Here is an 11978-nt window from a genome sequence, read left to right on the forward strand (position 1 = left end):
GGGGGGGGTCGGCGAATGGCGGGAACCGCGTCGTAGGCCGCAGGTGGGTCGGCGGCGGCGAGACCGTGCTGGAGACCGCGGGCGGGTCGGCTTCACCAGCGCCTAGCGGGGCCGTGCTGAGACGGGCTGTCGCGTGGGTCCCGTTTCTGGAAATTCTTATCTGTCGCTTTGGGGGCCATTCGACTTACAGGGGCAATATGGGCCCAACTCGCAAATGGGTGGCTAGCTCACGGGTGTCAGGCCGATGAGGCGCCGCCGTTGTGGCCTTGAGTCATGAGCCGACGCGCGGAGTCATGAGCGAGGCGCGGAGTCATGAGCTGAGGCGCGGAGTCATGAGCCGAGGCGCGGCACTCGGCGTGCGGTAGGCGTGGGGTAGCCAGTCGGGGCGGCCGGAAGCTGGTCGCCGTGCCGGGTCGCGTCGTGGGTCTCGGCCACGCCCGCATGCGCGTACCTATGGCGGCTTTCTGGGCTGCTTCTCCCGGAAGTGGGCGTCCGCGGCTGGTCCGCCGGCCTGCGCTGGTGGCCTGCGGCGTGGTGGTGGCGGGGTCAGGTGTCCTCGGGTTTTTCCAGGTCTCGTTCCCACTGGGCGAGGAGTTCGCGGTCGCGGCGGGATTGTTCGGTGTCGACCTGGCGGAGGAAGTCGGGGTCGTCGTCGGGGGAGGACGGTGCCGGTTTGGGGCGGCGGACTGTTTCTGTGGGGGCGGGGAGGGGGCGGCCCCAGAGGTAGTAGGCGATCGGGCCTAGGAGGGGGATGAGGAGGATTACCAGAACCCATAGGGCGCGCGGCAGGTTGCGGACTCGGTCGGCTGACAAGGAGCCGATGAGGGCGAGTACCAGGAGGACTAGTTGCACCGCCGCCAGGAAGACGAACATCCGGACCATGAGGCAATGATGACGCGCGTCTTGCCGTTCGGCGACGATCAGAGCGTGACAAGCGCCGCGCCGAGGGCGGCGAGGAGCACGGTGGTGAGTGCGTAGACGCTCACCGTGCGTCGGCCGGGGTGGGGTGGCCAGGTGCTGAGGCCTCGGGTGCGGCGGTAGGCGAGGGCTACCAGCAGGGTCCAGGCGGCCATGGTTGTTGCCGCTATGACGATGGTCGCTGGGGTGGCGTCCGGGGCGAATGCGGGGCGGACGCTCAGCAGGGCCACCGCTGTCGCTGAGAGACCGGTTCGGCGCCAGGCCAGTCTTGTGCGTTCCGCCGAGGCGCCTGGGTCCCGGGCGCCCGGGACGCGGGCGCCTGGGTCGCGGGCGCCCGGGTCGCGGGCGCCTGGATCGGTCATGTGACGGCCTTGATGAGGACCGCCAGGACCAGGAGGGCGGCGCCCAGGGCCACCAGGAGGGCGAGAATGGCGGGGAAGCGGGATTTGGGGAGGTCTGTGCCCATCCGCATTGCTTTTTCCGTACGCGCCCAGTGGTCGACTGCTCGGATCGCGACGACTCCGCCCAGCAGGAGCAGGGTCACGGCGATGATTTCGCGTAGGTGGGCGATCGGTAGCGGGGGCAGGAACTGGGCGCAGGCCAGGCCGCCTGCCAGGAGGGCCAGGGCCGTGCGGATCCAGGCCAGGAAGGTGCGTTCGTTGGCCAGTGAGAAGCGATAGTCGGGCTTCTCTCCGGCCATCGGGGTCTTCTGCGGGTTGAACCACTGGTCAAGCACGTGTCGATTATTGACCGTGCAGGTCAAGAAGGCCGAGCGGGACGTGGTGTGACGGGCGCTGTATGCGGTGGGGGAGTATGGATCTGGCCGGGTTCGGGGGCGGTGGGCGAGCGGGTGAGGTGAGTCACTCCTGGTCGCGGGAGACTGCATTAGCTACCCGTGGGTAACATCTGGTAGGAAACGCGAAACCCGGCTGCAGGCGTGCGTCTAACACATAGGCCATATTCAGGAGGGTCGTCGAAGCGCGATGAACATCGTCGTACTGGTCAAGCAGGTGCCCGACTCCGGTGCTGAGCGCACCCTGAGCGCGAGCGACAACACCGTCGAGCGTGGCTCGGCTAACAACGTCATCAACGAGATGGACGAATACGCCATCGAGGAAGCGCTGAAGATCAAAGAGGCGCACGGTGGCGAGGTGACCGTGCTGACGATGGGTCCCGAGCGCGCCACCGAGTCGATCCGTAAGGCTCTTTCGATGGGCCCGGACAAGGCTGTGCACGTGCAGGACGACGCGCTGCACGGGTCCTGTGCCGTGGCCACCTCCAAGGTGCTGGCCACCGCGCTGGGCACGCTCAACGCCGACCTGATCATCTGCGGCGCCGAGTCGACCGACGGCCGGGTGCAGGTCATGCCGCACATGATCGCTGAGCGGCTGGGCATCGCCGCGCTGACCGGTGCGCGCAAGCTCACCGTGGACGGCGCGCAGCTGACCGCCGAGCGGCAGACCGACGAGGGCTACGAGGTCGTCACCGCGGCCACGCCGGCCGTCGTCAGCGTCTGGGACACGATCAACGAGCCGCGCTACCCCTCCTTCAAGGGGATCATGGCCGCGAAGAAGAAGCCCGTGCAGACCCTGTCGCTCGCCGACCTGGGTGTGGCGGCCGACGAGGTCGGCGCCGCGGGAGCGACGTCCGCCGTGGTCGAGTTCGCCAAGCGGCCGGTGCGCACTGCCGGCACCAAGGTCGTCGATGAGGGCGAGGGCGGCGTTCAGCTCGTCCAGTACCTCGTCACCGAGAAGTTCGTCTGAGCGGGGAGTGGGGACAGCAATGGCTGAAGTACTGGTCGTCGTCGAGGCCTCGCAGGCTGCCGGCGTCAAGAAGGTCACGCTCGAGATGCTGACGATCGCCCGTGGTCTGGGCGAGGTGTCGGCCGTCGTGCTCGGTGGCGAGGGCGCTGCTGCGCAGTTCGCCGAGAAGCTCGGTGAGTACGGCGCCACCAAGATCTACGCGGGTGAGGGCGAGGAGGTCGACGGTTACCTCGTGGCTCCGAAGGCCACCGCCGTCGCCGAGCTGGTCAAGCTGGTCCAGCCCGCCGCCGTGCTGATCGCCTCCAGCCAGGAGGGCAAGGAGATCGCCGGCCGGCTCGCCGTCAAGCTGGACAACGGGCTGCTCACCGACGCGGTCGAGGTGGCCGCCGACGGCACCGCCACCCAGGTCGTCTTCGCGGGTGCCGCGATCGTCAAGTCCAAGGTCACCAAGGGCCTGCCGATCGTCACCATCCGGCCCAACTCGATCACCCCGGAGCCGGCCCCGGCCAGCCCGACCGTCGAGCAGCTGACGGTGGTGGCGACCGACGCGGACAAGCTCACCAAGGTTGTCGAGCGGGTCGCCGAGCAGAAGGGCTCGCGCCCCGAGCTCACCGAGGCGTCGATCGTCGTCTCCGGCGGTCGTGGTGTGGCCAGTGCCGACAACTTCAAGGTGGTCGAGGAGATCGCCGACCTGCTCGGCGGCGCCGTGGGTGCGTCCCGTGCGGCAGTCGACTCGGGCTACTACCCCCACCAGTTCCAGGTGGGCCAGACCGGTAAGACGGTCTCCCCGCAGCTCTACCTGGCGATCGGCATCTCCGGCGCGATCCAGCACCGCGCGGGCATGCAGACCTCGAAGACGATCGTCGCGGTCAACAAGGACGCGGAAGCCCCGATCTTCGAGCTCGCGGACTACGGCGTGGTCGGCGACCTCAACAAGGTCGTCCCCCAGGCCGCCGAAGAGATCCGCAAGCGCAAGTAACAAGATCCGCAAGCGCAATTAACACAGTGACGTTGAGCACCACCTGAACGGCCCGGCCCTGTGCCGGGCCGTTTGGTTCCTGGTCGGTGTTCTTCCGGGTCGGGCAATTGATCTTTTGTGGTGAGCCCGGCCATTTGTGCAGCTGGCAGGGGGTGTGCGGCCGTTTTGGCGCCGCCAGGCGCCTGGTCGTGCGGCCCCGGTCTCTCGCGGGAGGAGCGGTCCGGACCACGACGGACCCGAGTCAGCACGATTTTGACCTTCGATGTTCCGGCCGCCGGGATGAGTTTGATCTCCGTGGTTCTTCCCGGGAGGCGGACGGGGCGCGTTGGTTGACGCCTCAAGGCATAAGCTCTGAGGCGATGGCTTACCTGGATCACGCGGCGACCACGCCGATGCTTCCCGAGTCGCTCGATGCCTATGTGGCGGCGGCGCGGGAGATCGGCAATCCGTCGTCCCTGCACGCAGCCGGCCGGCATGCCCGCCGGCTGGTCGAGGAGTCCCGCGAGCGGATCGCCGCGGTGCTCGGAGCGCGGCCCTCCGAGGTGATCTTCACCAGCGGCGGCACCGAGAGCGACAATCTGGCTACCAAGGGTGTTTTCTTTGCCCGCAGGGATGCCGATTCCCGGCGGGACCGCGTCGTGGCCTCGGCCGTCGAGCATCACGCCGTGCTCGATTCGGTCGACTGGCTGGCCGCGCACGAGTCCGCCGTCGCCGACTGGCTCCCCGTCGACGCTGCCTGCCGGGTCGACCCCGCGGCGCTCGCGGCGCTGATCGACGAGCACGGCGACGAGCTCACCGTGATCAGCGTGCAGTGGGCCAACAACGAGGTCGGCACCGTGCAGCCGATCGCCGAGCTCGCGGCGCTGGCAGCCCGGGCAGGCATCCCGTTCCACACCGACGCCGTGCAGGCGGTCGGGCAGGTTCCGGTCGACTTCGCCGCCAGCGGTGCGTCCGCCCTCACGGTCACCGGTCACAAGCTGGGCGGCCCGGTCGGGGTCGGTGCCCTGCTGCTGGGCCGGGATGTGGGCGCCACGCCGCTGCTGCACGGTGGCGGCCAGGAGCGTGACGTGCGGTCCGGCACCCTGGACACCCCGGGTGTGGTGGCTTTCGCGGTGGCTGTCGAGGCCGCGGTCAAAACCCAGCCGGAATATTCGGCGCGGGTCAGCGACCTTCGCGACGGCCTCGTGGCCCGGGTCCGTGCGGCGATCCCCGACGCCATCTACAACGGTGACCCGGTGCACCGGCTGCCGGGCAACGCCCACTTCTCCTTCCCCGGGTGCGAGGGTGACGCGCTGCTGCTGCTCCTCGATGCTCAGGGGATCGCCTGCTCAACGGGGTCGGCGTGCTCGGCGGGCGTGGCCCAGCCGTCGCACGTGCTGGTCGCGATGGGCGCCGACGCCGACCGGGCGCGGTCGTCGCTGCGGTTCACGCTCGGGCACACCTCGACCGGGGCCGAGATCGACGCGCTGATGGCCGCGCTGCCCGGTGCGGTCGAGCGGGCCCGTCGCGCCACCGCGTGGAAGACACCCAGGGGATAGGCTTTTATCGTGCGAGTGCTTGCAGCTATGTCCGGTGGGGTCGACTCCGCCGTTGCCGCCGCGCGCGCCCGGGAGGCCGGTCACGATGTGACCGGCGTGCACTTGGCGCTGTCGCGAAACCCTCAGACCTTCCGGACCGGTGCGCGAGGGTGCTGCACCCTGGAAGATTCCCGTGACGCCCGCCGCGCCGCCGATGTGATCGGCATCCCGTTCTACGTGTGGGACATGGCCGAGCAGTTCCACGAGAGCGTCGTCGACGACTTCGTCAGCGAATACGCCGCCGGCCGCACCCCCAACCCGTGCCTGCGCTGCAACGAGAAGATCAAGTTCGAGGCGGTGCTGGACCGCGCGATCGCGCTCGGCTTCGACGCCGTCGTCACCGGTCACCACGCGCGGCTCGGCGCCGACGGGCTGCTGCGGCGCAGCGTCGACATCGCCAAGGATCAGTCCTACGTGCTCGCCGTGCTGACCCGCGAGAAGCTCGACCGGGCCATGTTCCCGCTCGGCGACTCGACGAAGACCCAGGTCCGCGAGGAGGCCGCCGCCCGCGGGCTGGCCGTCGCCGACAAGCCCGACTCGCACGACATCTGTTTCATCGCCGACGGTGACACCAAGGGCTTCCTCGCCGGCCGCCTCGGCGAGTCCCCCGGGGACATCGTCGACGGCCGCACCGGCACCGTCCTCGGGCAGCACGACGGCGCCTACGCCTACACGATCGGTCAGCGCAAGGGCCTCGACCTGCGGGTTCCCGCCCCGGACGGCAAGCCCCGCTACGTGCTGTCGATCACGCCGGTGACCAACACCGTCACGGTCGGCCCGCGCGAGGACCTCGCCGTCGACACGGTGACCGCCGACCGGCCGATCTGGCACGGCTCGTCCACACCGGTCGAGTGTGAGGTGCAGCTGCGCGCGCACGGCGAGGTCGTGACGGCCGACGTGACAGTGGACAGCGACGGGCTCACCGCCCGGCTGCACAGCCCGGCTCGCGGGGTCGCCGCCGGCCAGGCGATCGTGGCCTACCGGCCCGACCCGGCCGGCGACATCGTGCTGGGCTCGGCGACCATCACCGCCGGGTCCCGCGCCGCCGAAACCGTGGCCGCCGAAACCGTGGCCGCGGGTGTCTGACTTCCCCTGGTCACCCGGTTCCGCCACCGGGATCGGTTCGCTGCCCGGCACCGATGTCGACGAGGCTCAGCGGCTGATCTTCGGTGAGCTGCCGGCGCTGCCGCACCTCGCCGAGCTCCCGGCCCGTGGGCCCGGAGCCGATATGATCGGGCGCAGCGCGGGGTTCCTGGCGGACCTCCCGGTGCAGGTCTACGCGGGCCGCTGGCAGATCGCGCCCCGCCCCGGCAAGGACCTGCGCCGCACGGCCGACCTGCTCGAACGGGACCTCGACCAGCTCACCGAGCAGGGCGAGAAATACGCCGGAACGGTCAAGATCCAGTCGGCCGGGCCGTGGACGCTCGCGTCGAGCCTGGAGCTGCCGATCGGCGGCCTCATGCTGCGCGACCCCGGGGCTGTCCGCGACCTCACCGGGTCGCTCGCCGAGGGGCTGCGCCGGCACGTGCTCGACGTGCAGAAACGGCTGCCCCGCGCACAGGTCCTGCTCCAGCTCGACGAGCCGTCACTGTCCACGGTCATCGCGGGGCACGTGCCGACCGAGAGCGGGTTCAGCGTCTACAAGGCCGTCGACGGGCCCGACGCAGCGACCGGGCTGCGGACGGTGGTCGAGGCGGTGGGTGTGCCGGTGGTGGTGCACAGCTGCGCTCCGGGCGTACCCATGCAGGTCATCAGGGATTCCGGAGCCGCAGCCGTCGCGCTCGACCTCTCGCTTCTCAAAGATCTCGACCCGCTGGGTGAGGCTCTGGAAGCCGGTCTCGGCCTTTTCGCCGGTGCCGTGCGGAGCCTGCCCGTCCCGGGGGCCAAGCCGCCCACGTCGGCACAGATCGCCGAGCGGGTCCGCGCACTGTGGAGCAAACTCAGCTTCCCCGCTGCCCGGTTGAGCGAGCAGGTGGTGATCACTCCGGCGTGCGGTCTTGCCGGGGCGTCGCCCGCCTACGTGCGCACGGTGCTCAAGGCCTGCCACGACGCGGCCCGGCGGTTGTCAGAAGTCTAGGTCTGCGTTTTTGTCAGAGGGGGCGACTAACGTGCCACCTGAAGACAAGACGCGGAGGTCGTGGTGGCGGAGAAGACAGCTGATGAGCTGGTGGTCGGGCAGCCGACGGCCGAGCAGGTGGCGGCGGCCGGGGCCGAGCCGACCTCGCAGGCGAGCACCCGTCATGCCGAGCTGAGCGACGAGCTCCGCGGGCATCAGTATCGCTACTACGTGCTCGACTCGCCGACCATCACGGATGCCGAGTTCGACAAGCTGCTGCGCGAGCTGGAGGCGCTGGAGGAGCAGTTCCCCGCGCTCCGCACGCCGGATTCGCCCACGCAGAACGTCGGTGGCACGTTCTCGACGCTGTTCACCCCGGTCGACCATGCCGAGCGGATGCTGTCGCTCGACAACGTCTTCGACGACGACGAGCTGGACGCGTGGGCCGAGCGCACCATCCGGGACGCCGGCGGTCCCGCCGAGTTCATCTGCGAGCTCAAGGTCGACGGCCTGGCCATCAACCTGACCTATGAGAACGGCCGGCTCGTCCGCGCCGCGACCCGGGGTGACGGGCGCACCGGCGAGGACGTCACCTCCAACGTGCGCACGATCCGCGAGATCCCGGACCGGCTCGACGACGAGGATCCGCCGGAGCTGCTGGAGGTGCGCGGCGAGATCTACTTCCCGGCTTCCGCGTTCGCCGACCTCAACGCGTCGCTGGTCGAGCAGGGCAAGGCGCCGTTCGCCAACCCGCGCAACGCCGCCGCCGGCAGCCTGCGGCAGAAGGATCCGCGGATCACCGCATCCCGGGGGCTGCGGATGGTCGTGCACGGCATCGGCGCGCGCAAGGGCTTCACCCCCGACTCGCAGTCGCACGCCTACGAGGCGCTGAAGTCATGGGGGCTGCCGACCAGCACGCGCTGGAAGCTCGTCGAGGACATGACCGGCGTCCGCGAGTTCATCGCCTACTACGCCGAGCACCGGCACGACGTCGAGCACGAGATCGACGGCGTGGTGATCAAGATCAACGCCGTGGCGATCCAGGGGCGGCTCGGGTCGACCAGCCGGGCGCCGCGCTGGGCGATCGCGTGGAAATACCCGCCCGAGGAGGTCACCACCAAGCTGCTCGACATCGAGGTCAACGTCGGCCGCACGGGCCGGGTGACCCCGTTCGCCGTCCTCGAGCCGGTGCACGTCGCGGGTTCGACGGTGGCCCTGGCGACCCTGCACAACGCCCGCGAGGTCGAGCGCAAGGGCGTGTGGATCGGCGACACCGTCGTGCTGCGCAAGGCCGGTGACGTCATCCCCGAGGTGCTCGGCCCGGTCATCGACCTGCGGCCGGCCAACGCGCGCGCGTTCGTGATGCCCACCGAGTGCCCGTCGTGCGGCACCACGCTCGCTCCCGCCAAGGAGAGCGACATCGACATCCGCTGCCCCAACCAGCGCACCTGCCCGGCGCAGCTGCGCGAGCGGGTCTTCCACCTCGCCGGGCGGGGCGCGTTCGACATCGAGGTGCTCGGTTACAAGGCGTCACAGGCGCTGCTCGACTCCGGCATCATCACCGACGAGGGCGACCTCTTCGGGATCACCGCCGACGACCTGCTGCGCTCGCCGTTCTTCGTCAACAAGGACGGCAGCCTCGGCAGCAACGCGACCAAGCTGCTCGACAACCTCGAAGAGGTCAAGGCGCGGCCGTTGTGGCGGGTGCTGGTCGCGCTCTCGATCCGGCACGTCGGCCCGACCGCGTCCCAGGCGCTGGCCCGCGAGTTCGGGTCGATGGAGGCCATCGAGGCGGCGACCGGCGAGGAGCTGGCCGCGGTGGAGGGCGTCGGCCCGACCATCGCCGAGAGCCTGCGGGAGTGGCTGACCGTCGACTGGCACCGCGACATCGTCACCAAGTGGCGCGCGGCCGGCGTGAAGATGGTGGACGAGCGCACCGACGACGGGCCGAAGCCGCTGGCCGGGCTGAGCGTCGTGGTCACCGGCACGCTGACGTCGTATTCACGGGATGCCGCGACCGAGGCGGTGACCTCGCGCGGCGGCAAGGTGAGCGGCTCGGTCTCCAAGAAGACGGCGTTCGTGGTGGTCGGCGAGAATCCGGGCAGCAAGTACGACAAGGCTCTGCAGCTCAAGGTGCCGGTGCTCGACGATGCGGGGTTCGCGGTGCTGCTCGCCGATGGGCCGGAAGCCGCACGCGAAGTTGCCGAGATGGCCCCGGAGCCGGCAGCGGAGGCCGACCCCAACGGGTGATCTTCGGGTGGTTGCCCGTGGTGAGCTATATGGCGATTTGATAACGCCAAACCCGTTTCGATGCATTTTGTCTATGTGGATCTATGGTGAGGAGGATCTTTCGGTCGACGCCATCGTGGAGGTCGCATGGGTGACGCACATTCGCGCTGCTCCATGCCGGGCGACCGGCAGGTTCAGCGGGCCCGGCGTGCCGCTGGCATCTCGGTCTGTGCCGCTCTCCTGACCGATGCGGGGCTGTGGCTCGTCTTCCCGGGTTCGTTCACCGATCTGCACGCCGAGTTCTGGGTCATGGCCGTGCTCGCGCTGGCCGTCGACGCCCGGCCCTACGTGCTCACCAACCGGCGGGCCAGCTCGGTCGTCCTCCCGTCGATCTGCTTCACCTTCGCCATCGCACTGTCCTGGGGATTTGTCGCGGCGCTGGCCGTTCAGCTGGCGGGACTCGCCGTCGCAGGGGTGCGGATGCGGCACACCGGGCGGCGGGCGCTCTACCTGGCGGTCCAGCACGGTCTCGCCCTCGGTGCGGCGGCGCTGGTCGCCACCCCGATCGACGCCGGGCCCGGCTGGGACGACGCGCTGCGCACCGTCGCGGCCGCCGCGGCGTGGATCGGCACCCGCTACGGGCTCGACGCCATCGTGGGACGACACCGTCTGCGCCGCGGGCCGGAGCTCATCGCGACCACGGCGTTGCTGCTGCTCGGGCCGGTCGTGCTCGCCGCCGCGCAGCTCGGGCTGACGGTCGTGCCGCTGGTGCTGCTCGCCCTGCACGCCGTGCACCGGATGGTCCGCTCGGCCGGGGAGTTCGAGCGGGCCTCGCGTACCGATGCGCTCACCGGGCTGCCCAACCGGCGGGCACTGCAGGCCACAGCGATGGGTACGGGCGGGGCGCTGCTGCTGCTCGACCTCGACCGGTTCCGGACGGTCAACGACGCTCTCGGGCATGCGCTCGGGGACAGGCTGCTGGTGGAGGTGGGGCGGCGGCTCGCGGAGTGCGTACCGTCGCATGATCTTCTGGTCCGGCTCGGGGGTGACGAATTCGCCGTGCTGGCCACCCGGGTCGACGGGCCGGCCTCGGCCCGGCGGATCGCGGCGCACCTGGCCGACGCGCTCGGCGCCCCGTTCGCCCTCGACGGCCTGCCCGTCGACGTCAGCGCGTCCATCGGCATCGCGATGCAGCCCGAACGCGGCGGCGACGGCGCCACCCTGCTGCGCCAGGCCGAGACCGCCATGTACGACGCCAAGCAGCGCGGCGCCCAGGTAGCCGTCTACACCCGCGACGCCGAGCACCCCGCCCCAGACCTTGCCCTGCTGGCGGATCTGCGCGCGGCACTGCAGACCGGCGAGTCGGGGATCGTCCTCTACTACCAGCCGCAGATCGCCATCGCGACCGGCGAGGTCGTCGGCGTCGAGGCATTGCTGCGCTGGCGGCACCCCGACCGCGGCATGGTCGGGCCCGAGGAACTGCTGCGCGTCGCCGAACAGACCCCCGTCATGCGCCGCCTCACCAGCCGGGTGCTGCACGAGGTGGTCGCTCAGGTCGCGGTCTGGCAGGCCGCCGGCCGGCCGCTGCGCGCCTCGGTCAACGTCAGCGTCCGGGATCTGCACGCGCCCGGCATCGTCGGTGAGATCCAGGACCTCCTTCATCGGTACGCCGTCCCGCCCGAACTTTTGCAGCTGGAGATCACCGAGAGCGCGCTGATGGCCGACCCGCACCGCGTCCTCGACACGATCACCCGGCTGGACCGCGCCGGCGTGGCCATCTCGCTGGACGACTTCGGCACGGGGTATTCCTCGCTGCAGCACCTGCGCCGGTTGCCGCTGTCCGAGGTGAAGATCGACCGCTCGTTCGTGCTGGGGATGGCGGGGGAGCGGGGGGACGCGGCGATCGTACGGTCGGTGGTGGACCTGGCCGGCTCGCTCGGCCTGCGCGTCGTCGCCGAAGGGGTGGAGGACGAGCGGACCTGGCGGCTGCTCGCGGCGGACGGGTGCCACGCGGCGCAGGGCTGGTTCCACGCCCGCCCGATGCCCGCCGGTGATTTCGACGACTGGCTGCTGCGATACCGCCCGCTGCCCGGCTGCCAAGGCCAAATACACTCGGGTGTGTAAGCATCATCAACCAACCAGGGGGCACGATGGCCGCCATCTCCCGCGAAGAGGTAGCGCATCTCGCGCACCTGTCGCGGCTCGCCGTGACCGAGGATGAGCTCGACATGTTCGCCGGACAGCTCGACGTGATCCTGCAGTCGGTCGCCCGGATCGGTGATGTGGCGGCCGACGACATCCCGCCCACGTCGCATTCCGTGCCGCTGACCAACGTCTACCGCGACGACGTCGTGACGCCGAGTCTCACGCAGGAAGAAGTGCTGGCAGGCGCCCCCGACGTCGCCGAGAGCCGGTTCCGGGTGCCCCGGATCCTGAGCGAGGAAGAGTGAGTGCCG

At 70.3% G+C, this 11978-nt stretch carries 11 protein-coding genes; 8 read left to right on the plus strand and 3 right to left on the minus strand.

Annotated elements, in window-relative coordinates; translation table 11 throughout:
- Positions 1-546 precede the first annotated feature (546 nt).
- Genes Ahu01nite_RS21960 through Ahu01nite_RS21970 form a run of 3 tightly spaced genes read right to left on the minus strand, consistent with a single transcriptional unit; the run spans position 547 to position 1618 of the window.
- Positions 547-882, minus strand: coding sequence for a PLDc N-terminal domain-containing protein (locus tag Ahu01nite_RS21960; RefSeq protein ID WP_203838467.1), 336 nt, complete (start codon positions 880-882; stop codon positions 547-549).
- 38 nt (positions 883-920) lie between these two features.
- Positions 921-1280 (minus strand): DUF202 domain-containing protein, encoded by a 360-nt coding sequence (locus Ahu01nite_RS21965; protein WP_203838468.1) that lies wholly within the window; start codon positions 1278-1280, stop codon positions 921-923.
- On the minus strand, positions 1277-1618 hold the full coding sequence (locus Ahu01nite_RS21970) for a YidH family protein (protein WP_203838700.1): 342 nt from the start codon (positions 1616-1618) through the stop codon (positions 1277-1279). The genes Ahu01nite_RS21965 and Ahu01nite_RS21970 overlap by 4 nt, the downstream gene beginning before the upstream one ends.
- Positions 1619-1901: 283 nt before the next feature.
- Between Ahu01nite_RS21970 and Ahu01nite_RS21975 the strand changes: the two genes are divergently transcribed.
- The 8 genes from Ahu01nite_RS21975 (at position 1902) to gatC (ending at position 11972) form a co-directional block, all read left to right on the plus strand.
- Positions 1902-2681: an electron transfer flavoprotein subunit beta/FixA family protein gene (locus Ahu01nite_RS21975; RefSeq protein WP_203838469.1), complete on the plus strand. Its 780-nt coding sequence runs from the start codon at positions 1902-1904 to the stop codon at positions 2679-2681.
- Positions 2682-2700: 19 nt separating this feature from the next.
- Positions 2701-3660: an electron transfer flavoprotein subunit alpha/FixB family protein gene (locus Ahu01nite_RS21980; protein WP_203838470.1), complete on the plus strand. Its 960-nt coding sequence runs from the start codon at positions 2701-2703 to the stop codon at positions 3658-3660.
- A gap of 359 nt (positions 3661-4019) precedes the next feature.
- On the plus strand, positions 4020-5198 hold the full coding sequence (locus Ahu01nite_RS21985) for a cysteine desulfurase family protein (RefSeq protein WP_203838471.1): 1179 nt from the start codon (positions 4020-4022) through the stop codon (positions 5196-5198).
- Between the two features lie 9 nt (positions 5199-5207).
- Positions 5208-6323 (plus strand): tRNA 2-thiouridine(34) synthase MnmA, encoded by a 1116-nt coding sequence (gene mnmA, locus Ahu01nite_RS21990; protein ID WP_203838472.1) that lies wholly within the window; start codon positions 5208-5210, stop codon positions 6321-6323.
- A complete protein-coding gene (locus tag Ahu01nite_RS21995; RefSeq protein ID WP_203838473.1) occupies positions 6316-7314 on the plus strand; it encodes a uroporphyrinogen decarboxylase/cobalamine-independent methonine synthase family protein in 999 nt (332 codons plus the stop codon). The genes mnmA and Ahu01nite_RS21995 overlap by 8 nt, the downstream gene beginning before the upstream one ends.
- 63 nt (positions 7315-7377) lie before the next feature.
- On the plus strand, positions 7378-9543 hold the full coding sequence (gene ligA, locus Ahu01nite_RS22000; protein WP_203838474.1) for an NAD-dependent DNA ligase LigA: 2166 nt from the start codon (positions 7378-7380) through the stop codon (positions 9541-9543).
- Between the two features lie 126 nt (positions 9544-9669).
- Entirely contained in the window at positions 9670-11646 is a 1977-nt protein-coding gene (locus Ahu01nite_RS22005) for a putative bifunctional diguanylate cyclase/phosphodiesterase (RefSeq protein ID WP_203838475.1), read from the plus strand.
- Between the two features lie 26 nt (positions 11647-11672).
- Positions 11673-11972 (plus strand): Asp-tRNA(Asn)/Glu-tRNA(Gln) amidotransferase subunit GatC, encoded by a 300-nt coding sequence (gene gatC / locus Ahu01nite_RS22010; protein WP_203838476.1) that lies wholly within the window; start codon positions 11673-11675, stop codon positions 11970-11972.
- Positions 11973-11978 lie beyond the last annotated feature (6 nt).

It is taken from the genome of Winogradskya humida (assembly GCF_016862215.1).
Taxonomy (GTDB): domain Bacteria; phylum Actinomycetota; class Actinomycetes; order Mycobacteriales; family Micromonosporaceae; genus Actinoplanes; species Actinoplanes humidus.